The 25,728-nt window shown below is 63.2% G+C and carries 17 protein-coding genes, 1 other RNA gene and 1 pseudogene; 8 read left to right on the top strand and 11 right to left on the bottom strand.

Annotated elements, in window-relative coordinates:
• Positions 1-15: 15 nt before the first annotated feature.
• Together HX881_RS21620 and HX881_RS21615 are read left to right on the top strand one after the other, a co-directional pair.
• Positions 16-564: a kinase inhibitor gene (locus HX881_RS21620; RefSeq protein ID WP_103032906.1), complete on the top strand. Its 549-nt coding sequence runs from the start codon at positions 16-18 to the stop codon at positions 562-564.
• A gap of 25 nt (positions 565-589) precedes the next feature.
• On the top strand, positions 590-1,411 hold the full coding sequence (locus HX881_RS21615; protein ID WP_177086534.1) for a helix-turn-helix transcriptional regulator: 822 nt from the start codon (positions 590-592) through the stop codon (positions 1,409-1,411).
• Between the two features lie 15 nt (positions 1,412-1,426).
• On the opposite strand, the gene HX881_RS21610 is transcribed toward HX881_RS21615, so the two are convergent.
• Positions 1,427-2,272, bottom strand: coding sequence for an SDR family oxidoreductase (locus HX881_RS21610; protein ID WP_177086532.1), 846 nt, complete (start codon positions 2,270-2,272; stop codon positions 1,427-1,429).
• 95 nt (positions 2,273-2,367) lie between these two features.
• Here HX881_RS21610 and HX881_RS21605 point away from each other — a divergent pair, with 95 nt between their 5' ends.
• Positions 2,368-3,285 carry an AraC family transcriptional regulator gene (locus tag HX881_RS21605; protein ID WP_177086530.1) on the top strand — a complete coding sequence of 306 codons (918 nt, stop codon included), beginning with the start codon at positions 2,368-2,370 and terminating at the stop codon, positions 3,283-3,285.
• 110 nt (positions 3,286-3,395) lie between these two features.
• Here HX881_RS21605 and ffs read toward each other — a convergent pair.
• The 6 genes from ffs to HX881_RS21575 form a co-directional block, all read right to left on the bottom strand.
• An RNA gene (ffs, locus tag HX881_RS21600) (signal recognition particle sRNA small type) lies at positions 3,396-3,492 on the bottom strand.
• 368 nt (positions 3,493-3,860) lie between these two features.
• Positions 3,861-5,030 carry a zinc-binding metallopeptidase family protein gene (locus tag HX881_RS21595; RefSeq protein ID WP_103032907.1) on the bottom strand — a complete coding sequence of 390 codons (1,170 nt, stop codon included), beginning with the start codon at positions 5,028-5,030 and terminating at the stop codon, positions 3,861-3,863.
• A 186-nt stretch (positions 5,031-5,216) separates the two neighbouring features.
• Positions 5,217-7,574: an NAD-dependent DNA ligase LigA gene (ligA, locus tag HX881_RS21590; protein WP_017129636.1), complete on the bottom strand. Its 2,358-nt coding sequence runs from the start codon at positions 7,572-7,574 to the stop codon at positions 5,217-5,219.
• A 201-nt stretch (positions 7,575-7,775) separates the two neighbouring features.
• A complete protein-coding gene (zipA, locus tag HX881_RS21585; RefSeq protein WP_017129637.1) occupies positions 7,776-8,624 on the bottom strand; it encodes a cell division protein ZipA in 849 nt (282 codons plus the stop codon).
• Between the two features lie 261 nt (positions 8,625-8,885).
• Complete coding sequence (gene smc, locus HX881_RS21580; protein WP_177086528.1) at positions 8,886-12,374, bottom strand: chromosome segregation protein SMC; 3,489 nt, start codon at positions 12,372-12,374, stop codon at positions 8,886-8,888.
• Between the two features lie 2 nt (positions 12,375-12,376).
• The gene (locus HX881_RS21575; protein ID WP_017129639.1) at positions 12,377-13,036 is read right to left on the bottom strand and encodes a GntR family transcriptional regulator; all 660 of its coding nucleotides are present in this window, start codon (positions 13,034-13,036) and stop codon (positions 12,377-12,379) included.
• Positions 13,037-13,337: 301 nt separating this feature from the next.
• On the opposite strand from HX881_RS21575, the gene xdhA reads away from it, so the two are divergent.
• The 4 genes from xdhA to guaD all read left to right on the top strand — a co-directional run bounded on the left by xdhA (position 13,338) and on the right by guaD (position 19,516).
• Positions 13,338-14,792: a xanthine dehydrogenase small subunit gene (gene xdhA / locus HX881_RS21570; protein WP_177086526.1), complete on the top strand. Its 1,455-nt coding sequence runs from the start codon at positions 13,338-13,340 to the stop codon at positions 14,790-14,792.
• A complete protein-coding gene (gene xdhB, locus HX881_RS21565) occupies positions 14,785-17,184 on the top strand; it encodes a xanthine dehydrogenase molybdopterin binding subunit (protein WP_042937160.1) in 2,400 nt (799 codons plus the stop codon). The genes xdhA and xdhB overlap by 8 nt, the downstream gene beginning before the upstream one ends.
• Positions 17,185-17,320: 136 nt before the next feature.
• Entirely contained in the window at positions 17,321-18,163 is an 843-nt protein-coding gene (gene xdhC, locus HX881_RS21560; RefSeq protein ID WP_017129642.1) for a xanthine dehydrogenase accessory protein XdhC, read from the top strand.
• A 48-nt stretch (positions 18,164-18,211) separates the two neighbouring features.
• Positions 18,212-19,516 carry a guanine deaminase gene (gene guaD, locus HX881_RS21555; RefSeq protein WP_177086524.1) on the top strand — a complete coding sequence of 435 codons (1,305 nt, stop codon included), beginning with the start codon at positions 18,212-18,214 and terminating at the stop codon, positions 19,514-19,516.
• Between the two features lie 188 nt (positions 19,517-19,704).
• On the opposite strand, the gene HX881_RS21550 is transcribed toward guaD, so the two are convergent.
• Positions 19,705-20,469 (bottom strand): GntR family transcriptional regulator, encoded by a 765-nt coding sequence (locus HX881_RS21550; RefSeq protein WP_017129644.1) that lies wholly within the window; start codon positions 20,467-20,469, stop codon positions 19,705-19,707.
• Between the two features lie 232 nt (positions 20,470-20,701).
• Between HX881_RS21550 and HX881_RS21545 the strand changes: the two genes are divergently transcribed.
• Complete coding sequence (locus HX881_RS21545; RefSeq protein ID WP_017129645.1) at positions 20,702-21,892, top strand: benzoate/H(+) symporter BenE family transporter; 1,191 nt, start codon at positions 20,702-20,704, stop codon at positions 21,890-21,892.
• A gap of 117 nt (positions 21,893-22,009) precedes the next feature.
• On the opposite strand, the gene HX881_RS33285 is transcribed toward HX881_RS21545, so the two are convergent.
• The 3 genes and pseudogenes from HX881_RS33285 to HX881_RS21535 all read right to left on the bottom strand — a co-directional run bounded on the left by HX881_RS33285 (position 22,010) and on the right by HX881_RS21535 (position 25,516).
• Positions 22,010-22,714: a methyl-accepting chemotaxis protein gene (locus HX881_RS33285; RefSeq protein ID WP_422765542.1), complete on the bottom strand. Its 705-nt coding sequence runs from the start codon at positions 22,712-22,714 to the stop codon at positions 22,010-22,012.
• A 204-nt stretch (positions 22,715-22,918) separates the two neighbouring features.
• A pseudogene (locus HX881_RS33280) lies at positions 22,919-23,095 on the bottom strand (HAMP domain-containing protein); the annotation flags it as partial.
• A gap of 996 nt (positions 23,096-24,091) precedes the next feature.
• Positions 24,092-25,516: an aminotransferase-like domain-containing protein gene (locus HX881_RS21535; protein WP_177086522.1), complete on the bottom strand. Its 1,425-nt coding sequence runs from the start codon at positions 25,514-25,516 to the stop codon at positions 24,092-24,094.
• Positions 25,517-25,728: the final 212 nt, after the last annotated feature.

Genomic DNA, 25,728 nt, shown 5'->3' with positions numbered 1-25,728 from the left:
AAAGACGAGGTCATCATGAAAAACCGCTTCCTGCTCACCGCCCTCAGCCTCGGCCTGAGCATCACCGCCCACGCCGCCGACTTCACCGTGACCAGCCGCGATATCAGCAACGGCAAGCCCATGAGCAGCCGCGAAGTGTTCCAGGGCTTCGGTTGCGAAGGCGGCAACACCTCCCCGCAACTGTCCTGGCAGAACGCCCCGGCGGGCACCAAAAGCTTCGCGATCACCGCCTACGACCCCGACGCCCCGACCGGCAGCGGCTGGTGGCACTGGACCGTGGTCAACCTGCCGACCTCCACCCACGAACTGCCTTCCGGCGCCGGCAGCCAGGGCGGCCAGCTACCCGCGGGCGCCGTGCAAGGTCGCACCGACTACGGCCAACCGGGCTTCGGCGGTGCCTGCCCGCCTGTGGGCGATAAACCCCATCGCTATCAGTTCACCGTCTGGGCCCTGAAGACGGATAAACTCCCGGTCAATGAACAGGCCAGCGGCGCCATGGTGGGCTACATGCTCAATGCCAACGCCCTGGGCAAGGCCACACTGACCGCCACCTACGGACGCTAGTTTTTTTGTACGGAGCCTGAGAATCATGAACGCCCCCGCCGGCATCCAGCACCGCCAGCGCCGTATCGGCGCCAGCGTCATCCAGGCCCGCCAGCCCCATGCGCTGCAACGGGTGCCGATTTTCGTCACCACCCTGTGTCGCGTGCGCCAGGGTGAAAAAGTGATGAGTTGGGACGACCGGCAGATGCGCGTGGGATCGCGACACCTGATCCTGATGCCGGCGGGGCGTGAAGTCGGGGTTGGCAACTACCCCGGAGCCCAGGGGTTCTACATCGCCGATACCGTGAGCTTTCCCACGGAACTGCTGCGAACCTTTATTGCCCGCCATAGCCAGCAACTCGCGCCACTTCCCGGACGCGGGAGCACCCAGGAACTCTGTGTGCCGCTGGACCGGCATACCACTTCAGCCTGGGAAAACCTGCTGGAAGCCATCAATGCCGATTCGCCGGACGCCTTGTGCAGCCATTACGCCGAAGCCGTGCTGCTGGCATTGGCCCTGGGTGGCTGGGCCGGGCCGTTGTTACTGGATCGCAACGACCCGTTGTGCGAGCGCGTGCAGCAGATCGTCATGAGCGACCCGGCGCGGGACTGGACCGTCGCGGACGTGGCCGAACGGCTGAACCTGGGCGCCTCGACCTTGCGCCGCCAACTGGCGAACGAGGACGACAGCTTCAGCAACATCCTCGAAAATGTCCGGCTGGGCATGGCCTTGCAATGGCTGCAGACCACACCACGGCCGATAGGAGAAATAGCCGCAGCCAGCGGCTATGCCTCGGCGTCACGCTTTGCCGTGCGCTTTCGCAAGCATTACGGGTTGTCGCCGAGGGAGTTGCGGGCAGTCTTGTAGTCAGTCCGGATAGCCTCAGGGCTGCCCAACCCAATCGGTCGAAAAGGCCAGGTCTCGCTGTGCCTCCAGTTCCGCCAGGCGCTCACTGAGCTGCTTGTGCATCACCATGAACGAATCGCTGCCCAGCGCCAGTCGCTTCGGCGCGGGGTGTTGATCGACGCTTTCGATCATCAGCCGGACCATTTTTGCCGGGTCGCCGATCGGCATGACGGTGCCATCCTCGATCATCCTCCGGGCATGGCTGGCGGGCGAAACATCGTAGACGTCATTCTTCGGTCCGAGCCTGGCACTGCCATAGCGGAACCGGGTACGGGCGCCACCCGGCTCGACCAGCGTGCAGCCGATGCCAAAGACCCCCACCTCCAGGTTGACCGCGTCGATAAAACCTTCGATACCCCATTTCGTCGCGTGATACAGGGATCCGCCGGGAAACACGGCCTGGCCCCCCACGCTGGATAGCTGGAGGATCCGACCACCACCCTGCTCCCGCAGGAACGGCAGCACGGCCCTTACCAGATGAATCGAGCCGGCGAGGTTGGTCTTCAACTGATGGGCGACCTGGTCGTCTGTCGCTTCCTCGGCTGCGCCGAACAGGCCATAGCCGGCATTGCTCACCACCACATCGATACGACCGAATGCAGTAAACGCCTCTCTGACCACCAGGCGAATCGCCGTTGGGGTATCGGTGAGATCCAGATGAGCCAGCCACAACCGGTCGCCATGAGCAGCCCTGAGATCATCCAGCGCGGACAGGTCCCGCGTCGTTCCGACAACGCGATCTCCCCTGTCCAGGAGCTGTTCGGCCATCTCCCTGCCGAAGCCGGAGTTGATACCGGTGATCAGCCAATTACGTTGGGTCATGTTCACATCCTCAAATAGTTGAAGATGCCAGCATAGAAACCAAGACCTGGACGTAGAATACGCAGAAATCTGTTTTTCATTCGCGAGAATCCAGAATGGCCGATTCCTTTTCCGATTACCTGGAACTCTTGAGCGCACGCTCCATTGTTTCGGGCGGGCTGATTGCCGGTGGTCGCTGGGCGATCGAGTTTCCAGCCTCGTCCCAGATCAAGTTCTGGGGTATTCAGCGTGGCGGTTGCTGGCTGCTCAAGGGCCCTGCGGAGGCGGCGGTTCGCGTCGAAGAAGGGGATGTTTTCCTGCTCTGCGCCCCGCGCTCCCATGTACTGGCGAGCGATGTAACGGCTCTACCCGTCCCTCTGGACGAGGTGCTGACAGGGCGTACGGGAGGCATGGCCCGGCACGGCGAAGGCGACGAGTTCTTCATGATCGGCGGCAAAGTCGAGCTGGACGCCGACCACGGGCGGCTGTTGCTGGATACGCTACCGCCGCTGATTCACGTCTCCGGCTCGTCGGCTGAAGCGCCGACGCTCAAATGGCTGCTGAAGGAGCTGCTCAGGGAGCGTGAAAACGATTTGCCCGGCAGTGAAACCGCGTCGACGCAAATGGCCCACCTGATGTTCATCCATATCCTGCGGGCCTATTTCGCGACCCACGAAACCGTATCGGCGAGCTGGTTGCGTGCCGCCAGCGACCAGCGCCTGGCCCCGGCGCTGCGCCTGATGCACGGCGAGCCCGGACGTGCCTGGGGGCTCGCAGAACTGGCAAAGGCCTCGGCCATGTCACGGGCCGGCTTTGCCGCGTACTTCCGTGCCGTTGCCGGCGTCGCCCCTATCGCCTACCTGACGCAATGGCGGATGCTCCTGGCCATGCAGATGCTGCGGGACACGCGCCAGTCGCTGGGCGAACTGGCTGACCGGCTCGGCTATGCCTCGGAAAGTTCGTTCAGCAATGCTTTCAAGCGAGTGGTCGGGCAGGCGCCGAGGGCCTTTCGTGATGCGTTGGAACGACGCTGAGTTTCAGTCGAGAGAAAAACCGGGCATGGCAAAATGAAGCGCTGATCTTGATTCGGCACTTTATTCGATATGCAGGAGATAGGGTTTAGCAGGAGGCGTTATGGAGGCAACCCCACCAGCCACACCCCGGCACACAATGTTCCCGCTGTGGCTGCTCCCTTCCGGGCCTGACCAGGTTAACGGGTAATCGTTGCGGGGGGACCGATGGGGTCACCATAACGACGCTCGCCTGGCAGCGAGCCGCGCCATTGTACCTAGATAACGAGAAGTTACAACCGCCAGGCGCCGATAAAAATTCGATGGAGCTCAAGCACTTGTCGACATTGCCCAGCCCTATTGTCGATCACTGCGTGTGGCAGCGACCGGCGGTGGTGTTGCTCACGACGGTGTCTGGCTGACGGACGCCTTCGCGGGCAAGCCCGCTCCCACAAGGGCCGGGGGTGCCAGGGGGCCATTATGGGCGGGCCGCTTATATTGGAGTTGTGGATCAGGCCGTTATCGCTAGCGGACGCGGAGCGTCCAGGGAGGCGTTACCACGCGGAGCGTGGGAACGATCAAACAGGGACAGCCGTCCCTCAGGTCGCAAGCTGCAATACCTCATCCGCCCGACCACCCTCCTCCTGGATCACCAGGTGGATAAAATGCAGTTTGGCGATGGTCGCCGGCGGCAGGACAAAGGGGTAGAAATCCGGTTGGCCCATGCTGCGGGAGAGTTCGTTGAGCATGCCCGCCAGTTCGATCCAGGCGTTGACGAATGACAGGAACGCCGGGCCTTCCGGATGCTGCGGGTCATAGAGCACGCTGGTGGGAAACGGCTGGTAGTCGAAGTCCGATTCGCGGGCGCTCATGCCGAAGCCCAGCGCCGTGTCCACCGCGTCCATCATGTGCAGGTAGTGCGCCCAGGTTTCCGCCCAGTCTTCCCAGGGGTGCATGGTGGCGTAGGCGCTGACGTAGCGCTGCTGCCAGTCCGCCGGTGCGCCGTTCTGGTAGTGGCGCTCCAGTGCGTCGGCGTAGCTCGCGCGCTCGTCGCCGAACAGGCCGCGAAACGGTTCCAGCCACTGGTCGTTGGCAATCAGCCGGTCCCAGTAGTAATGCCCGACTTCATGGCGGAAATGGCCGAGCAAGGTGCGGTACGGTTCGCGCATCTGTACCCGGACCTTTTCCCGGTGGGCGTCGTCGGCCTCCTTGATATCGAGGGTGATCAGGCCATTGGCGTGGCCGGTCATCGGCGATTTGCCTTCCAGGTCGACGCCGACGAAGTCGAAGGCCAGGCCGTTTTCCTCGTCCCAGGTTTTCGGGATGACTTGCAGGCCCAGGGTGATCAGTTGCGCCACCAGGCGGCGCTTGGCGGTTTCGACCTTGCGCCAGCGTTCGGGGTTTTCCGGGACGGACAGGTCGGGGATGGTGCGGTTGAGGCTGCACGCGGTGCACAGGGGGCTGCTGTGGGCATAGGGGATCAGCCAGTTGCAGGCCGCCGCGGTGTCGAGGTTGCCGCAACGGCGGAACAGGCCGGCTTCGGGGTTGGCATCGAGTTGCCAGCTGTCCGGGTACGGACCCGGTTGCAGGGAGGACAGGTGGCTGCCCTGGGGTTCGTAACCCAGGGCCGCAGAACAGGCCAGACACTGGCTGTTGCGGAAGAACACCGATTGACCGCAGCGGCAATGCCAGACCTTGCTGTTGCGCGAGGGCTCTGAGGCAAAGGGCGCGGCGATACGGGAACTGAGACGTTCGAAGAAGCGGTACATGGCGATCTCTCCCTGGGACCTGCCAAGACTAGATCATTGGAGCGGCGGCAGGTTCCCTTTAGATCTGAACCGGGGGCTTGGGAACGATCAATCCGTAGGAGCCGGGCTTGCCAGCGAAGCTCTTGGCGATCTTGGGGACGCCATCGCCGGCAAGCCGGCTCCTACAGAGGGGGCAGATGCAGGACCTCAGATTTCGATACCGTGTCCTTTCAGGAACGCCACGAACGCTTCTTCGTCCAGCACCTTGAGTCCCAGTTCGTTGGCCTTGGCCAGCTTCGAGCCGGCGCCCGGGCCTGCGACCACGCAGTGGGTCTTGGCCGAGACGGAACCGGCGACCTTCGCCCCCAGGCTTTCCAGCTTGTCCTTGGCGATATCGCGGCTCATCAGTTCCAGCGAGCCGGTCAGTACCCAGGTCTGGCCCGTCAGCGGCAAGCCGGCGACAGCCTTTTTCTCGCTCTGCCAGTGCATGCCGAAATCACGCAGTTGCGCCTCGATCGCCAGGGCTCGCTCGGCATTCCCCGGTTGCTCGAAGAATTCGCGCACGGCATTGGCCGGCTTTTCGTTCAAGGCCTGGCGCAGGTCCAGCCAGTCGGCGTTGATGATGCCTTCGACCGAACCGAACTTGGCCGCCAGTTTTTCCGCCGCCGTCGGCCCCACCGAGCTGATGTCCAGCTTGGCGACCAGTCCGGCCAGGGTGGTGCTGGCGGCGAACTCGGCGCCCAGTTCACCCTGGTCCTGCAGGGTCAGCCCACGTTCCAGCAGCTGGGCGATCACCGTACGGTTGTGTTCGTCTTCAAAGAAACTGTGGATCTCATGGGCCACTTCCATGCCGACGTCCGGCAGGTAGGTCAGTACCGACGGCAAGGCCTGCATGACCCGCTCCAGCGAGCCCAGGGAGCGGGCCAGGACCTTGGCGGTCTCCTCGCCCACATCCGGAATGCCCAACGCGTAGATGAAACGCGCCAGGCTCGGCTGCTTGCTGTCGGCGATGGCTTCCAGCAGGTTACGGGTCGACAGTTCGGCAAAGCCTTCGAGGTCGACGATGTCTTCGTGTTTCAGGGTGTAGAGATCGGCCGGCGAGGCGATCAGTTTTTCATCTACCAGTTGCTCGATGGTCTTGTCGCCGAGGCCTTCGATATCCATCGCCCGTCGCGAGACGAAGTGGATGATCGCCTGCTTGAGTTGCGCACCGCAGGCCAGGCGGCCGACACAACGATACACCGCGCCCTCGCTGACCGTTTCGCGGCCCTTGCTGCGCTTGATCAGTTGCGTGCGCTCGACATGGGAGCCGCAGACCGGGCAGCTCTGCGGTATCTCGACGGCCCGGGCGCTTTCCGGGCGGCGCTCGGTGACGACCTGCACCACTTGCGGGATCACGTCGCCGGCACGGCGGATGATCACCGTGTCGCCGATCATCAGGCCCAGGCGCGCCACTTCATCCATGTTGTGCAAGGTAGCGTTGGATACCGTGACCCCGGCTACCTTGACCGGCTTCAAACGCGCCACCGGGGTGACCGCGCCGGTACGACCGACCTGGAACTCCACATCCAGCAACTCGGTGAGTTCTTCCATGGCCGGGAATTTGTGGGCAATCGCCCAGCGCGGCTCGCGGGCACGGAAGCCCAGTTCACGCTGGGACGCCAGGCTGTTGACCTTGAACACCACACCATCGATTTCATAGGGCAGCGCGTTGCGGCGCTCGCCGATATCGCGGTAGTAGTCCAGGCACTCATCGATGCCCTTGGCCAACTTCAGTTCACGACTGACCGGCATGCCCCAGGCCTTGAGTTGCTGCAGGTTGCCGATATGGGTGTCGGCGATGTCCGCCGAGACCTGGCCCAGGCCGTAGCAGCAGAATTCAAGCGGGCGGCTGGCGGTGATCTTCGAATCCAGTTGGCGCAGGCTGCCCGCCGCGGCGTTGCGCGGGTTGGCGAAGGTCTTGCCACCGGCTTCCAGTTGGGTGGCGTTGAGACGCTCGAAACCGGCCTTGGACATGAACACTTCGCCGCGCACCTCGAGGGTGGCCGGCCAGCCGCTGCCGTGCAGCTTGAGCGGGATATTGCGCACGGTGCGCACGTTGATGCTGATGTCTTCGCCGGTGGTGCCGTCGCCACGGGTGGCGCCGCGCACGAGCGCGCCGTCCTGGTACAACAGGCTGACCGCCAGGCCGTCGAGTTTCGGCTCGCAGCTGTATTCGACTGCCGCGCCGCCACCGAACAGGTCGCCGGCCGGCAGGTCGAGGCCTTCGCTGACACGGCGATCGAACTCGCGCATGTCGGTTTCTTCGAAGGCGTTGCCCAGGCTCAGCATCGGGATTTCATGCCGGACCTGGGTGAAGGCCGACAGGGCCGCGCTGCCGACGCGCTGGGTCGGCGAGTCGGCGCTGACCAGTTCCGGATGTTCGGCTTCCAGCGCCTTGAGTTCGTGGAACAGGCGGTCGTACTCGGCGTCCGGAATGCTCGGCTCGTCGAGCACGTGGTAACGGTAGTTATGCTGATCCAGCTCAGCGCGCAGCTCTAGAATGCGGGTATGGGCAGCAGTCATGGGGGTCTCTCATAAAGCAAGGGAGCAGCCGAGGCTGCTCCCTATGTTAGTGCGTTTTTTGTGGTGAGGCGCCGGGGCCACTTCGCCGCGATGCGGCGTCCCGACAAGCGCGCTCCCACAGTAGCAGTGAGTCGAACACAGAATGTGTGGGAGCGGGCTTGCCCGCGAAAGGGCCCTCGAGAACGCCCAAAAATTCGACGCTTAACGCTTCTGGGTCAGGGCGCGACGTTCGAACTCGACGATCCGCTGACGGTAATGCTCGATGGTCTGGGCGGTCAGCACGCTGCGCTGGTCATCCTTCAACTCGCCATTGAGTTCCTGGGACAGTTTGCGGGCGGCGGCCACCATCACGTCGAAGGCCTGCTTCGGATAACGCGGGCCCGGCAAGCCGAGGAAGAAGCTCACCGCCGGGGTGCTGAAGTGGTCGATATCGTCGAGATCGAACACGCCCGGCTTGACCGCGTTGGCCATGGAGAACAGGACTTCGCCATTGCCGGCCATGCTTTCGTGGCGGTGGAAGATATCCATCTCACCGAAACGCAGACCGCTTTCAAGGATGTTCTGCAGCAATGCCGGGCCCTTGAAGCCGTTGGCATCGCGGCTGATCACGCTGATCACCAGGACTTCTTCCGCCGCGGGCTGTTCCTTGTCCTGGCGTGCGGCCGGCTTGTGTTCATCCGGGAAATCGTCGTCGCGGCTGCTGAAGCTCGGGCCTTCTTCCAGGTCCAGGTTCAGATTCAGGTCGCCCTGGCTCGGCTCGCTGTTGCGTTTGCCGCGCTTGGACGGTTTTTCCCGAGGCTCGCGCGCCGGCATGCTCACAGATGGCAAGTCATGCTCATCGAGCTCAGGTTCCTTGTGGGTTTCCAGTACACGGGGCGGGCCCAGCAATTCGGCGCTGGAGTCATCGTCCGGCAGATTAGAGAAGCTGCGATCCAGACGAAACTTGAGCTTGCCCTTGCCGCCGCGCATCCGGCGCCAGCCATCAAAAAGAATACCGGCAATGACAATTATGCCGATGACGATCAGCCACTCGCGCAGACCGATTTCCATGTAATCCCGTGCCTCTAATAATGGTTCTATGAAGAAAGGGCGGAAAACCCTTTAAAGCGTGGCGCCAACTCTATGTTCTGACAGGCGTTTTTTCCCACGCACAAGAAAATTGGACATTAAATTAACACGACCAAAGGCAACTTTACACCGTCTGTCGTACAGGGTATGCATTAATAAGTCCCCAAGGATCAGTGCTAGTTCCCGCAAGGTCCCAGGAAAACCCCTTGCGTCTCGAATCTGTTGGCTTCGCCAGCCGCCGTCTCAGGCGTCGACCATCGCCATGGCCTCCTCGACATCCACCGCCACCAGCCGGGAGCAACCGGGCTCGTGCATCGTCACGCCCATCAGTTGATCGGCCATTTCCATGGCGATCTTGTTGTGGGTGATATAGATGAACTGCACCGATTCCGACATTTCCTTGACCAATCGGGCATAACGTCCAACGTTAGCGTCATCCAGCGGGGCGTCAACTTCGTCGAGCATACAAAACGGTGCCGGATTCAACTTGAAGATGGAGAAAACCAGGGCCAGGGCGGTCAGGGCTTTTTCACCACCGGAGAGCAAATGGATGGTGCTGTTCTTTTTCCCCGGGGGCCGCGCCATGATCGTGACCCCGGTATCGAGCAGATCATCGCCGGTAAGATCCAGGTAGGCGCTGCCACCGCCAAACACTTTTGGAAACAAAGCTTGTAGGCCGGCGTTGATCTGGTCGAAGGTGTCCTTGAAGCGATTGCGGGTTTCCTTGTCGATCTTGCGAATGACGTTTTCCAGGGTTTCGAGGGCCTCGACCAGATCGGCGTCCTGCGCATCCAGATAACGTTTACGCTCCGATTGTTGCTGGTATTCGTCGATGGCCGCGAGGTTGATCGCGCCCAGGCGCTGGATGCGCGCGGCAATCCGTTCCAGTTCTTCCTCGGCGGCCTTCTCGCTGGCCTCGGCGGTCAGGGTGGCGAGCACGCCGTGGAGGTCGTAGCCGTCTTCGAGCAACTGGTCCTGCAAGGTTTTGCGGCGCACGGTCAGGGCTTGCCATTCCATGCGCTGCTGTTCGAGCTGGCCGCGGATCAGCTGGGATTGCTGCTCGGCCTGGCTGCGGCGCTTTTCGGCATCGCGCAGTTCGCGGTCGGCATCTTCGAGGGCGATCTGCGCGGTCTTGAGTTCGACATCGACGCTCATGCGCTTGTCGAGCAATTCTTCGAGCTTGAGGCGCAGCTCTTCCAGCGGGGCCTCGCCCTCCTCCAGGTTCAGGCTCAACTGTTCGCGTTTTTCGGTCAGGCGTTCGGACTGCAGCTCCAGACGCTCAAGGGCCTGACGGGTGGAGTCGTGCTGGGCCTTCAGCGAACCGAGACGGACCGCCAACTGATGGGTATGGTCCTTGTGCTGGCGGGCTTCCTGGCGCACCCGGTCAAGGCGTTCGCGCAGGCTGTCGCGCTGGGCCAGCAGCAGCTCGCGCTGCTCGGTATCCACCGCCATGGCGTCGAGGGCTTCCTGCAGTTGCAGGCGCGCTTCACCGACTTCCTCGTGTTCCTGGGCCCGCTGCTCGCCCAACTCGCCCAGCTCTTCGTCGAGACGGGTACGACGCAGTTGCAATTGCTCGGCCTTGGCCTTGCCGGCGGACAACCTGGCCTTCAATTCGCCTTGCTGGCGGGCTTCATCCTGCAACAAGCGGCGCAGGTGTTCGCGACCGGTTTCCTGCTGGCGCTGGGTGGCCCGCAGGGTTTGCAACTGGGTTTCCAAAGCCGCCAGGGTTTCTTCGCGCTCTTCGCGCTCCAGGCCCAACTGCTGGATTTCCTGGCCGCGGGCAAGCATGCCGCTTTCCGCTTCGCTGGCGCGGCGCACCCGCAGGAAATGTCGGCCGACCCAGAAGCCGTCGCGGCTGATCAGGCTTTCCCCGACCGCCAGTTGACCGCGCAAGGCCAGGGCCTGCTCCAGGCTCTCGACGGGCCGGACCTGACCCAGCCAAGGCGACAGATCGATATCCGCCTCGACTTTCTCCAGCAGGCTGCCGGGCACTCGCGTGCCGTCGGCCGCCGGACTGAGCAGGCGCAGGTCGCCCTGCTGGAAACCGCTCAAGTCGAGGCCGGCAAAATTATCCACCAGCACCGCCTGCAAGTCGGCACCGAGCACGGTTTCCACCGCCAGTTCCCAACCAGCTTCAACCTTCAGGCCCTGGGCCAGTCGCGGACGCTCGGCCAGATGCTGTTCGCGCAGCCATTCGGCGGTGCCGGTACCCGGATCGAGCGCCGCCTGCTGCAAGGCTTCCAGGGAAGCGAGACGGCCGTTGAGCCGTTGCAGGTCGCCCTGGGCCTGTTGCTGGTCCTGGGTGGCCTTGTGCAAATCCTGGCGCAGTTGTTCGAGGCGTTCGACCTGCGCATCTTCACTGGCCTGCAAATCTTCCAGCGTCTGCTCGCTTTCGGCCAGTTGCTCATTGAGTTCGAGGATCGCCGCGTCTTCCGGATCCGCCGCGAGCAAGGCGCGCTCTTCGGTCAGACGCCGCTGGCGCTCGGCCAGGCGCTCCATGTTGGCTTCCAGTTGCTGGATCCGCGACTGCTGGACTTCCGACTGCCGCCGGGGCTCGGCCGAGCGCAGGTTGAAGGCGTCCCACTGCTCCTGCCAGCCGTGCATGGTGGCCTCGGACTCTTCCAGCGCGGCGGCGGCCTCTTCGGCGGCGGCGCTGGTCAGTTCCTGCTCGGGCTCGAGCATCGCCAGCTCTTCACCGAGGGTCGCCAGCAAGGTGCGGTCATGGCCCAGGTGCGATTCGGTTTCCAGGCGCGCGCGCTCGGCCTCGCGCAGATCGTCCTGCAACTGGCGCAGGCGTTGCTGGCCGTGCTGGATGCTCTGCTCGACCCGGGCGATGTCGCCGCCGACCGAATAGAAGCGCCCCTGCACCAGATTGAAGCGTTCGGACAGTTCATGGTGCCCGTCGCGCAGGCGCTCGATACTGGCATCGGCGTTGCGCTGTTCGGCCACCAGGGCTTCGAAGCTGATTTCCTGGTTACCGATGATCGACTCGCGCTGGCCGACCTGTTCATTCAGTGCCTGCCAGCGCAGGGCCGACAGTTGGGCCTTGAGCTGGCGCTCCTCGCCCTTGTATTCCTGATACTTCTCGGCGGCCTGCGCCTGGCGGTGCAGGCGTTCGAGCTGGCGCTCGAGCTCTTCGCGCAGGTCAGTCAGGCGCGCCAGGTTTTCGTGGGTCCGACGGATACGGTTTTCGGTTTCCCGGCGGCGTTCCTTGTACTTGGAGATCCCCGCCGCTTCTTCGATGAAGTTGCGCAGGTCTTCCGGCTTGGCCTCGATCAGCTTGGAGATCATCCCCTGCTCGATGATCGAGTAGCTGCGCGGCCCCAGGCCGGTACCGAGGAAGATATCGGTAATGTCCCGGCGCCGGCATTTGGTGCCATTGAGGAAATAGCTGTTCTGGCTGTCGCGGGTCACTTTGCGGCGGATGGAAATTTCCGCGTAGGCCGCGTATTCGCCGATCAGGGTGCCATCGGAGTTGTCGAACACCAGTTCGATGCTCGCCTGGCTGACCGGCTTGCGGCTGGTGGAGCCGTTGAAGATGACGTCGGTCATCGACTCGCCGCGCAGGTTCTTTGCCGAGCTCTCGCCCATCACCCAGCGCACGGCGTCGATGATGTTCGACTTGCCGCAGCCATTGGGCCCGACCACCGCCGCCATGTTACTGGGGAAGTTCACCGTGGTCGGATCGACGAAGGATTTGAACCCCGCCAACTTGATGCACTTGAGCCGCACGCTTAATCGACCGCCAGGGCAGACAGCACGATGTCACAGCTGCGCTGGGCGTAGCTGGCCAGGACTTCGCGGATCAGCGGCAGGTCACGGGCGATCACCGCCGCCAGCAGTTGCGCGAACAGTTCCAGGTATTCGGTCATTTCCGCCTTGCGCTGCTCCAGCGCCAGGTAATAGGCACGACTCATGGCCGGCTGCAGGTTCTCGACGGTTTCCTGCAGGTACGGGTTGTCGGCAAACGGATACGCGGCGCGCATCACGTTGAAGCTGTCTTCGACAAAGGTACGGATGTCCTGGCGTTCATAGCTGGCGCTCAGGCGCTGCTGCAATTGCAGGAACGGCGCCAGGTCGGTCTGCACTTTCCAGCGCTGGGCCACGGCATTGCCCAGCAGGATATACAGCTCGCTCATCAGGGTGCACAGGCTCTGCACTTTGTGAGCGGTGAGCTCGGTCACGTGGGCGCCCCGGCGCGGCAGGATGGCGATCAGATGGCGGCGTTCGAGAATCAACAAGGCTTCGCGTACGGAGCCACGACTGACATTGAGCGCCAGCGTGACTTTCTGTTCCTGGATGCGCTCTCCGGGTTTGAGTTCGCCGCGAATGATGCGTTCGGCGAGGTGGTGAGCAATTTGCTCGGCGAGGCTGTCCGGCGCCTTGAACGTCATGGTTTTCCTTCAAAATCTTTGATCAGTGCAAGCGGCGCAGTGTAGCGCAATTGGTACGTGATGGCGCAGGGCCCAGTGGGCGGAATTTGGCACGGAATACGCATTTGATCCACAGCTAGACTTAAAGCAGAGCCTGCCGTTCATCACTCCGGTTGGCGAAAGCCGCCTTTGAATTCAAAGGGGTTTTCCCGGATGGCGGAATTTCCTGACCTTTCGGTCAGATTTTTATTGACCTGAAAGTCAGACATCACTAGATTCTGCCTCAACGGTCAACAACAATAATGAGTCTGCGAGGCCTTCCGTGATCCAGTTTTTACTCAACCAGGAACTCCGTAGCGAGCACGCCCTGGACCCGAACCTGACGGTGCTCAACTATCTGCGCGAGCACCTGGGCAAGCCCGGCACCAAGGAAGGCTGCGCCAGTGGCGACTGCGGTGCCTGCACCGTGGTGGTCGGCGAACTGCACACGGACGATTCGGGCACCGAGCGGATTCGCTATCGCAGCCTCAACTCGTGCCTGACCTTCGTCTCCTCGCTGCACGGCAAGCAACTGATCAGCGTCGAGGATCTCAAGCACCAGGGCCAGTTGCACAGCGTGCAGAAGGCCATGGTCGAATGCCACGGTTCACAGTGCGGCTTCTGCACGCCGGGCTTTGTCATGTCGCTGTTCGCCCTGCAGAAGAACAGCGAGGCCCCGGACAGCCACAAGGCCCACGAAGCCCTGGCCGGCAACCTCTGCCGTTGCACCGGCTATCGGCCGATCCTCGCCGCCGCCGAGCAGGCCTGCTGCAACAAGCCCGCCGATCAGTTCGATGCCCGCGAAGCCCAGACCATCGCCCGCCTGAAGGCCATCGCCCCCACCGAAACCGGCGAACTGAACAGCGGCGACAAGCGCTGCCTGGTGCCGCTGACGGTCGCCGACCTGGCCGAACTCTACGGCTCGCACCCGGAAGCCCGACTGCTGGCCGGCGGTACCGACCTGGCCCTGGAAGTCACCCAGTTCCATCGTCCCCTGCCGGTGATGATCTACGTCGGTAACGTCGCCGAGCTCAAGCGTGTCGAGACCTTCGACGATCGCCTGGAAATCGGTGCCGCCACCCCGCTGTCGGATTGTTATGCCGCCCTGAAGGCCGAGTACCCGGATTTCGGCGAGTTGTTGCAGCGCTTCGCCTCGCTGCAGATTCGCAACCAGGGCACTCTCGGCGGCAATATCGGCAACGCCTCGCCCATCGGTGATTCACCACCCCTGCTGATCGCGCTGAATGCACAACTGGTCCTGCGCAAAGGCAGCGGCAGCCGCACCCTGGCACTGGAAGACTATTTCATCGATTACCGGGTGACCGCCCGCCAGGAAAGCGAATTCATCGAGAAGATCATCGTGCCACGGGCCAGCGCCGAACAGCGCTTCCGTGCCTACAAGGTGTCCAAGCGCCTGGATGACGATATTTCCGCGGTCTGCGCCGCGTTCAACCTGCAGATCGAGAACGGCGTGGTCGCCGATGCGCGGATCGCCTTCGGCGGCATGGCGGCGATTCCGAAACGCGCCAGGGCCTGCGAAGCCGCGCTGGTCGGTGCGGCCTGGAACCTTGCCGGCATCGAGCGCGCCTGCCGGGCGCTGGCCGAGGACTTCACACCGCTGTCGGACTTCCGCGCCAGCAAGGAATACCGCCTGCTCAGCGCCCAGAACCTGTTGCGCAAATACTTCATCGAACTGCAAACGCCGCATATCGAGACACGGGTGACCGCTTATGTCTAACCATCCTGTTGTGGAAAAAACCCAGGCCGAGCTCGCCGAGCTGTTCGCCCGGGACCTGACCACCGGTGTCGGCCGCAGCGTCAAGCACGACAGCGCCGACAAGCATGTGGCCGGCGAAGCGGTGTATATCGATGACCGCCTGGAGTTCCCCAACCAGTTGCACGTCTATGCGCGCCTGTCAGACCGCGCCCATGCACGGATCATCAGCATCGACACCGCGCCCTGCCATGCCTTTGCCGGCGTGCGTATCGTCATCACCCACGAAGACATCCCCGGCCTCAAGGATATCGGCCCGCTGCTGCCCGGCGATCCCCTGCTGGCGATCGACAAGGTCGAGTTCGTCGGCCAGCCGGTGCTCGCCGTCGCCGCGAAGGACATGGAAACCGCGCGCAAGGCGGCCATGGCGGCGGTCATCGAATACGAAGACCTGGAGCCGGTGCTGGATGTGGTCGAGGCCCTGCGCAAGCGGCATTTCGTCCTCGACAGCCATACCCACAAGCGCGGCGACTCGGCTGCCGCGCTGGCCAGCGCCGAACACCGAATCCAGGGCAACCTGCATATCGGCGGCCAGGAACACTTCTACCTGGAGACCCAGATATCCTCGGTGATGCCCACCGAAGACGGCGGCATGATCGTCTATTGCTCGACCCAGAACCCCACCGAAGTGCAGAAACTGGTGGCCGAGGTGCTGGATGTGTCGATGAACAAGATCGTCGTCGACATGCGTCGCATGGGCGGCGGCTTCGGTGGCAAGGAAACCCAGGCGGCCAGCCCGGCATGCCTGTGCGCGGTGGTGGCGCGGCTGACCGGACAACCGACCAAGATGCGCCTGCCACGGGTCGAAGACATGCTGATGACCGGCAAGCGCCATCCGTTCTATATCGAGTACGACGTCGGTTTCGACGGCAGCGGGCGCCTGCACGGGATCAACCTGGAACTGGCCGGCAACTGCGGCTGCTCGCCGGACCTCTCGGCGTCGATCGTCGATCGGGCGATGTTCCACTCCGACAATGCCTATTACCTGGGCGACGCGACGGTCAACGGCCATCGCTGCAAGACCCACACCGCCTCGAACACCGCCTACCGCGGCTTCGGTGGCCCGCAGGGGATGGTCGCCATCGAGGAAGTGATGGACAGCATCGCCCGCCACCTGGGCCTCGACCCGCTGGCGGTGCGCAAGGCCAACTACTACGGCAAGACCGAACGCAACGTCACCCATTACTACCAGACCGTCGAGCACAACATGCTCGAAGAGATGACCGCCGAGCTGGAGGCCAGCAGCCAGTACGCCGAGCGCCGGGAAACCATTCGCCGCTACAACGCCCACAGCCCGATCCTGAAAAAAGGCCTGGCGCTGACCCCGGTGAAGTTCGGCATCTCCTTCACCGCCAGCTTTCTCAACCAGGCCGGCGCGCTGGTGCACGTCTATACCGACGGCAGCATCCACCTGAACCACGGCGGCACGGAAATGGGCCAGGGCTTGAACACCAAGGTGGCCCAGGTGGTGGCCGAAGTGTTCCAGGTGGAAATCGACCGGGTGCAGATCACCGCCACCAACACCGACAAGGTGCCGAACACTTCGCCCACCGCCGCCTCCAGCGGTGCCGACCTGAACGGCAAGGCGGCGCAGAATGCCGCCGAAATCATCAAGCGGCGGCTGGTGGAGTTCGCTGCGCGGCAGTACAAGGTCAGCGAGGAAGATGTCGAGTTCCGCAACGGCCATGTGCGGGTGCGCGAGCAGATCCTGACGTTCGAGGCGCTGATCCAGCAGGCATATTTCGCCCAGGTGTCGCTGTCGAGCACCGGCTTCTACAAGACGCCGAAGATCTACTACGACCGCAGCCAGGCCCGTGGCCGTCCGTTCTACTATTTCGCCTATGGCGCGGCCTGCGCCGAGGTGATCGTCGATACCCTGACCGGCGAGTACAAGATGCTGCGCACCGATATCCTGCATGACGTCGGTGCCTCGCTGAACCCGGCCATCGATGTCGGCCAGGTCGAAGGCGGGTTCGTCCAGGGCATGGGTTGGCTGACCATGGAGGAACTGGTGTGGAACGCCAAGGGCAAGCTGATGACCAACGGCCCGGCCAGCTACAAGATCCCGGCGGTGGCGGACATGCCGCTGGACCTGCGGGTGAAGCTGGTGGAAAACCGCAAGAACCCGGAAGACACGGTGTTCCACTCCAAGGCCGTCGGCGAACCGCCGTTCATGCTGGGGATCGCGGTATGGTGCGCGCTCAAGGATGCGGTGGCGAGCCTGGCGGATTACCGGGTACAGCCGAAGATCGACGCCCCGGCGACGCCGGAGCGAGTGTTGTGGGGCTGCGAACAGATGCGTCAGGTCAAGGCAGGACAGACCGTGCCGGATGACCAGGAAACGGTGTCATCATGACCAGGCCCTACGTACCCGGATCGCCAGCAAGCCGGCTCCCACATTATGTGGGCCACCGGCGGGCCGTGGGCGAGGCAAAACCTGTAGGAGCCGGCTTGCTGGCGATAGCCTTCGAACAGACGACACGGAGGTGTCCATGAACGATTGGATCAGTGCCCTGGCCGACTTGCAGAACCAGGGTGACCCCTGCGTGCTGGTGACCATTATCGAGGAACTCGGCTCGACGCCGCGCAATGCCGGTTCGAAAATGGTCGTCAGCGCCAGTAGCACCTTCGATACCATTGGCGGCGGCCATCTGGAATACAAGGCCACCCAGATCGCCCGGGACATGCTCGCCAGCGGCCAGCAGAACACCCACCTGGAGCGCTTCAGCCTGGGCGCCAGCCTCGGCCAGTGTTGCGGCGGGGTCACGGTGCTGCTGTTCGAGCCAATGGGCCAGGTCCAGGCCGAGATCGCCGTGTTCGGCGCGGGCCACGTCGGCCGCGCCCTGGTGCCGCTGCTCGCCAGCCTGCCCTGCCGGGTGCGCTGGATCGATTCCCGGGAGCAGGAGTTTCCGCCGCAGATCCCCAGCGGCGTGCGCAAGATCATCAGTGACGAACCGGTGGAGGAAATCGACCGCCTGCCCGCCGGCAGCTATTGCATCGTCATGACCCACAACCACCCGCTCGACCTGGAACTCAGCGCCGCGATCCTCAAGCGCAATGACTTCGCCTACTTCGGCCTGATCGGTTCGAAGACCAAGCGGGTGAAGTTCGAACACCGCCTGCGCGAACGCGGCTACGACAATGCGCTGCTGCAACGCATGCGCTGCCCGATGGGCCTGGCCGAGGTCAAGGGCAAGTTGCCCGTGGAAATCGCCATCTCCATCGCCGGCGAGGTCATCGCCACCTATAACGCGAATTTCGGCCAGCACACCGCGAGCGCCGAACCCATTGCCAAACTGCTGCCGGCCTCGCGCCGCAGCCATGCTTCCAAATGAAAACTTCGCATGAAGCCTGGAAGTGAAAACCACGAATTGAGACAGACCATGCCCCAGACACGCAAAGCCTACCGCGCCGCCCTCCTGCACAGCATCGCCGACCCGGCCGAAGTCGGCATCGACGCCTCCTACGAGTATTTCGAGGACGGCCTGCTGGTGGTCGAGAACGGCAAGATCAGCGCCATCGGCCATGCCAGCGAGCTGCTGCCGACGCTGCCGGCCGATATCGCCGTCAGCCACTACACCGACGCGCTGATCACCCCGGGCTTTATCGACACCCATATCCACCTGCCGCAGACCGGCATGGTCGGTGCCTATGGCGAACAATTGCTCGACTGGCTGAACACCTACACCTTCCCTTGTGAAAGCCAGTTCGCCGACCCGGCCCACGCCGAGGAAGTCGCGGATATCTTCATCAAGGAACTGCTGCGCAACGGCACCACTACCGCGCTGGTGTTCGGCAGCGTGCATCCGCAGTCGGTCAATGCCTTCTTCGAGGCCGCCGGGAAACTCGACCTGCAGATGATCGCCGGCAAGGTGATGATGGATCGCAATGCCCCCGACTACCTGACCGATACCGCCGAGTCGGGCTACCTGGAAAGCAAGGCGCTGATCGAGCGCTGGCATGGCAAGGGTCGCCTGCACTATGCGGTGACCCCACGCTTTGCCCCGACCTCGACCCCGGAACAATTGACCCTGGCCGGCCAGTTGCTGGGCGAATACCCGGATCTGTACATGCAGACCCATATCAGCGAAAACCTGCAGGAAGTGCAATGGGTCAAGGAACTGTTCCCGGAGCGCAAGGGCTACCTGGATGTCTATGACCATTACCAGTTGCTGGGAGAGCGCTCGGTGTTCGCCCACGGCGTGCACCTGTGCGACGACGAATGCGCGCGGCTGGCACAGACCGGATCGGCGGTGGCGTTCTGTCCGACCTCGAACTTCTTCCTCGGCAGCGGCCTGTTCAACCTGCCGATGGCCGAGAAGCACAAGCTGAATGTCGGGATCGGTACGGATGTCGGCGGCGGCACCAGCTTCTCGATCCTGCAGACACTGAACGAGGCGTACAAGGTCATGCAGTTGCAAGGGGCGCGGTTGAGCCCGTTCAAGTCGCTGTACCTGGCGACCCTCGGCGGCGCCCGGGCCTTGCGCCTGGAAGAGCGGATCGGCAACCTGCGGGCCGGCAGCGACGCCGACTTCCTGGTACTCGACTACCACGCCACGCCATTGCTCAGCTATCGCCTGAAGCAGGCCAGGAGCATCGACGAAACGCTGTTCGTGTTGATGACCCTGGGGGATGACCGCACGGTGCAGCAGACCTACGCGGCGGGGAACCTGGTGCACCAGCGATAAGTGCACAAACCCAGCCACTGAACTGATCGTTCCCACGCTCCGCGTGGGAATGTCTCTCTGGACGCTCTGCGTCCGCTGTTGTGACGCGGAGCGTCACGGACTGCATTCCCACGCGGAGCGTGGGAACGATCAATCGCCAGCAAGCCGGCTCCCACAATGACCGCGTCGACTGCCGGTCAGGACGGCCTCTACAGCTTCGCCGCGGGCCGACCCGGCTTCTTCGCCAGCAGCAGGTGCGAGAACACCGCGTGCAGGTCGTCCGAAGCGCTCTCCTCGTCGAGGTTGAGCTTGCTGTCGATATGGTCCATGTGGTGCATCATCAGGTCCACGGCCAGGACCGCGTCCCGCGCCTCGATGGCATCGATCAGCTGGGTGTGCTCGTCGTAGGAGCAGTGCGAGCGGTTGCCGCTTTCATACTGGGCAATGATCAGCGAGGTCTGGGACACCAGGCTGCGCTGGAAGCTGATCAGCGGCGCATTCTTCGCCGCCTCCGCCAGCTTCAGGTGGAACTCGCCGGACAGGCGGATCCCCGCCCCGCGATCACCACGGGAAAAGCTCTCGCGCTCGTCGTGGACCATCTGCCGCAACTCGGCCAGTTGCTCGGCCGTCGCGTACTGCACCGCCAGCTCGGTGATCGCCTTCTCCACCATGCGCCGGGCAAAGAACACCTGGCGGGCTTCCTCGACGCTCGGACTGGCCACCACCGCGCCGCGGTTGGGCCGCAGCAAGACCACGCCCTCGTGGGCCAGGCGCGACAAGGCACGGCGAATGATGGTCCGGCTGACCCCGAAAATCTCTCCCAGTGCCTCTTCGCTCAATTTGGTACCGGGCGCCAGGCGCTGTTCGAGGATCGCCTCGAAGATATGCGCATAGACAATATCGTCCTGGGTTCCGCTGCGGCCGGCCTTGCCTGCTCGCGGTTGTTTCTTGAGGGGCTGCAACTGTTCGTTCATGGGCACTCGAGTCGGAAAACGGCGGCGAATGGACTGTAATACAGCACAGTGGGTCGCTGACAAGTATCGCGTAAAATCATGGCACATTGTACACAACCTGTGTAGCCAACACGACTGTACGGCTATTTGCGGCATTGGCTGTATTGCAATAGACGGTTACTTTTGCGTTTAGGCTGCAAGAAGCATTCACGCCTGTTTTCCAGCAGCGTTTTCCAGAGCAAGGAATCCCGCCATGACCGACATCACTCAAGCGCGCCTGCGCCCCCTGGCCGACACCTCGCCTTCCGCGGTGGTCGCCGGTTTCATTGCGATGATGACCGGCTACACCAGCTCCCTGGTGTTGATGTTCCAGGCTGGACAAGCCGCCGGCCTGAGCGGCGGACAGATTTCCTCGTGGATCTGGGCGCTGTCCATCGGCATGGCGATCTGCAGCATCGGCCTGTCCCTGCGCTACCGCACGCCCGTGACGGTTGCCTGGTCGACCCCGGGTGCCGCACTGCTGATCACCAGCCTGTCCGGCGTCACCTACGGCGAAGCGATCGGTGCCTATATCACCTGCGCGGTGCTGGTGACGATCTGTGGCCTGACCGGCAGCTTCGAAAAACTGGTCAAGCGCCTGCCTTCGTCCCTGGCAGCGGCGCTGCTGGCCGGCATCCTGTTCAAGATCGGCAGTGAGATCTTTGTCGCCGCCCAGCACCGCACGGGCCTGGTGCTGGGGATGTTCTTCACCTACCTGGTGGTCAAGCGCCTGTCGCCACGCTACGCGGTGCTCGCAGCGCTGCTGGTCGGCACCGCCCTTTCCGGGTTGCTGGGCCTGCTGGACTTCAGTGGCTTTCACCTGGAGGTGGCGACACCGGTCTGGACCACGCCGTCGTTCTCGCTGGCGGCGACCATCAGTATCGGCATTCCGCTGTTTGTGGTGGCCATGACTTCGCAGAACATGCCGGGCATCGCCGTGCTGCGGGCCGACGGTTACGACGTGCCCGCCTCGCCCCTGATCAGCGTGACCGGCATCGCTTCGTTGCTGCTGGCGCCGTTCGGCTCCCACGGGATCAACCTGGCGGCCATCAGCGCCGCGATCTGCACCGGGCCCCATGCCCATGAGGACAAGAGCAAGCGCTACACCGCGGCGGTGTGGTGCGGGATCTTCTACGGGATCGCCGGGACGTTCGGCGCCACGCTGGCCGCGCTGTTCGCCGCGCTGCCAAAAGAGCTGGTGCTGTCGATTGCCGCGCTGGCGCTGTTCGGCTCGATCATCAACGGCCTGAGTATCGCCATGAACGAACCCCGGGAACGGGAAGCCGCGCTGATCACCTTCATGGTCACCGCATCGGGCTTCACCCTGTTTTCGGTAGGCTCGGCGTTCTGGGGGATTGTCGCGGGCGTGCTGACACTGATGATCCTCAACTGGCGCAAGGCCTGAATTCATCGATTCAACGTGTAGGAGCCGGCTTGCTGGCGACGAGGCCAGCGAGTCTTGCGCCGCGCGCCCATGGACGCCATCGCCGGCAAGCCGGCTCCCACAAAGAACCCGGGCAGCTCAGAGGCGGAAATGCCCGACCATGCCCTTCAGTTCCATCCCCAACTGCGCCAGTTCGATACTGGAGGCCGCGTTGCCCTGCATCGCCACCGCCGATTGATCGGCACTGGCCCGGATGCTGGTCACACTGCGATTGATCTCTTCCGCCACCGAGCTTTGCTCCTCGGCGGCCGCGGCAATCTGCTGGTTCATCTGCTGGATCAGCGACACCGCCGCGGCGATGCTGCCCAGGGCGCTTTCGGTCTGCAGGGCATCGCTGACCGCCAGCTTGACCAGTTCACCGCTGCTGCGGATCTGCTGCACCGACGATTGCGCGGCTGAACGCAGGGCGCTGACCAGCCGTTCGATTTCTTCCGTGGACTGCTGGGTGCGCTTGGCCAGGGCCCGCACCTCGTCCGCCACCACCGCGAAACCGCGTCCCTGCTCACCGGCACGGGCCGCCTCGATCGCGGCATTGAGCGCCAGCAGGTTGGTCTGCTCGGCCACGCTCTTGATCACACTCAGCACGGTGCCGATATTCTGGATTTCCGCACTCAGGCTTTCGATGCTCAGGCTGGCCGAGTTGGCCGAGTCCGCCAGTTGCTCGATACGTTGCATGCTCTGGCGCACCACCTGCTGGCCGCTGTCGACCTTGTCGTCGGCGGTCTGTGCCGCCTGCGCGGCCTCTTCGGCATTGCGCGCGACATCATGGACCGTGGCGGTCATCTGGTTCATCGCCGTCGCCACCTGCTCGGTTTCTTCCTTCTGCGTGCTGACTTCCAGGTTGGTCTGCTCGGTCACCGCCGACAGGGAATGCGCCGAGGTCGCCAACTGCTCGATCCCGGCTTGCAAGCCACTGACGATGCCGCTCAGGCCGGCGCCCATCTGCTGCATCGCCTGCATCAACTGGCCGATCTCGTCACGACGCTGGACCTCCACCGTGCCGGTCAGGTCGCCGGCGGCGATCTGCTGGGCCACCCGGATCACGCTGCGCAGCGGCGCGACAATCAGGCGGGTGATCACCAGCGCCGCCACCAGGCCGACCAACAAGGCCAGGGCGGACGAACCGATGATCAGTATCGAGTTCTTCTTCAGTTCGGCCTGCATCGACTGATCTTCAGCCGCGTAGGCCTGGTTGACCCGCTCGACCACCTGCGCGGCACGCTCGTGCAGTTGCTGGTAGACCTTCTTTTCCTGCTCCAGCAGGCCGGTGTACTCGGTGAGCTTTTCACCGAAACTGGCGATATGGCCGCCGACCTCATTGAGTACCGTCTGGTAGCCGGGGTCCTTGACCGCGGTCTTGAGCTGTTCGACGCCGGCCAGGGCCTGGTCCGCCTGTTCGATCTTGCCCTGGGCCTGGTTTTCCTCGTCGCCCTTGCGGCTTTGATCGAGACGCACCCGCGCCTCGTTCATCGCCTGCAGCATCAACTGCGAGACGTGGCTGACCTGGCCGGCCTGCTCGATGAACTCGCTGCCTTCCTTGCCCTCGGACTGCTTGAGTCCATAGGCGCCATCATCGGCCAGGCCGGCCTGCAGGACATCGAGGTTGTTGGCCACACTGGAGACCGACCAACTGGCCATCTCCAGCGCCAGGTCCTTGGCCTGGGTCAGCTCGACAAATTCGTCGAACGCCTTGCGATAGGCCACCAGGGCCTGCTCGACATCGGTCATCACCGGCACGTTGGCCGGTGATTGCGCCTTGAGTGCCTCTGCCTGCGCCGCCAGGGCATCCACGCCCTCATGCAGCGCATCGACCGTCTTGGCGTCCGAATGCAGGGCATAGTCCTGCTCCAGCAGGCGCACCTTGAGCAGGCTGCTGTTGAGCGAGGACATCTGCTTCAGCCCTTCGAAACGCAGACTGATGGTCTGCAAGGACCAGACGCCGATTGCCGCCACCAATCCGGTCAGCAGCAATACCAGGGCAAAACCGATGCCCATCTTCTTCGCCATACCCAGGTTGGCAAAACGTCCTTGCACGGCAGAAATCATGGTGCTTAATCCCCGTTCGAATGCTGAAGGCGCACAAGCCATTCAAGATTCGTGCAGATTCGCAACCACGACCGGTGAAGCACAAGCCTTTGGCGCCGGAATAATGGCCAAAAGCTACACCCGCGTCGTTTTCAGAATGGTCGAGGTCGATTCGGTATCGCCCAGCAAACGGAAGAATTTCTGCGCCCGCTGATCCGCCGCATAGGCCACGTTGATCCGCAGCCAGCCCGCGGAAGTTGCCCTCGGGGTAAAGACCACATCCTGTGCAAGCAATACCCCGAGTTTATGGGCACCGGCCTGGACCTGGGTAGGACTGTAACGTCGGCTGCGCGCCCAGACGAACATGCCGCCGGACGGCTCGCTGAAAACTTCCCAGCCCGTCTCTTCGAGCAGGTCCAGGGTCGTGGTCATCTCCGCCCCCAGCCGCTGGCGCAGGCGCTGTACCAGCTTGCGATAGGCGCCGTTGGCCAGCAGCGTGGCAACCACGCATTCGGCAAAGCGCGAAGCCCCCAGGCTGGTAATCATCTTCACCTCGGCCAGGCGCTGGATCAGCCCGGCGTGAGCGCGGATAAAGCCGACCTTCAGGGAACTGCTCAGGGTCTTGGAGAAACCACCCAGGTAGATGACCCGCTGCTGCGAGTCCAGTGCCGCCAGTTGCACTCCGGGGCCGCCCTGCAGATCGCTGAAGGCGCCGTCCTCGACAATCAGGAAATCCTCCGACTGCGCCAGTTGCAACAACTGCGTGGCGACCGGGAGGGTCAGGCTGCTGCCCGTCGGATTATGGTAGAGGCTGTTGATGAACAGGCACTTCGGCCGGTGCCTGCGCAGGTGTCCGCGCAACACCTCGATGTCAGGGCCCGTGCGCGTCCTGGGGACTTCCAGCAATTCGATGCCCTGCAAGGCCAGGAGCTTGTAGAGATTGCCATAACCCGGAGTCTCGACCAGCACGCAATCCCCCGGCTTGAGCAGCGTGCGCACCAGCAGGTCGAGGCCCTGGGTGATGCCCAGGGTCGTCAGGACTTCGCCGTCGCCGGACTGAATGCCTTTCTGGGTCAGGCGCTTGTGCAATTGCTGGCGCAAGGCGGGCAAGCCCAAGGGGGTGCTGTAGTGGAACAGGCCCTGCATCTGGGTCCGGCTGACTTCACGCACCGCATAACCGATATCGTCACTTTCCCGCCAGCCCTGGGGAATCCAGCCACAGCCCAGTTTCAACTCCCCCAATGGATGCTCGCTGAACGCTCCCCACTGGGTTTCCAACCCCTCGTACCACTCCGGCTCGGTACCGGGGGAGGACGCCGTGCCGCTGTCGGCGACAATGAACACCGAGCCATTGCGTGACGCCAATACCCCCTGCATGACCAGGCGCTCATAAGCCTCGGTCACATTGGCCTGACTGAGAGAGTTTTCCTTGGCCAACTGTCGCACCGACGGCAGGCGCGTCCCCGGACAGGCCCGGGTCAGGCGGGTCCATTCGACGATCGCACTGACGATTTGCTGCACGACGGGCACCAGTGCCTGCCGATCAATTTCCAGATCCATTGTGTGTGACGCTCCAAAGCACGGTTATTTCTCGTTAAACAGTTAAACACAAAAGCCCGGCACCTCAGCTTGCACAAAAAGCTTCCCGGTACTCCCCTGCAAGCCCCGTATACCGCGGCCTGCAGCGCCTGACCGACAGCCGCGAGAGAATATACCGACGGGACGCGCCACACTGGCGGACATAAAAAAACCCGCACTGGGCGGGTTCCTTT

The organism is Pseudomonas gingeri (assembly GCF_013386115.1).
Lineage (GTDB): Bacteria > Pseudomonadota > Gammaproteobacteria > Pseudomonadales > Pseudomonadaceae > Aquipseudomonas > Aquipseudomonas gingeri.
The sequence above is the reverse complement of the archived record's forward strand: the minus strand, read 5'-3'. Positions and strand labels throughout refer to the sequence as shown.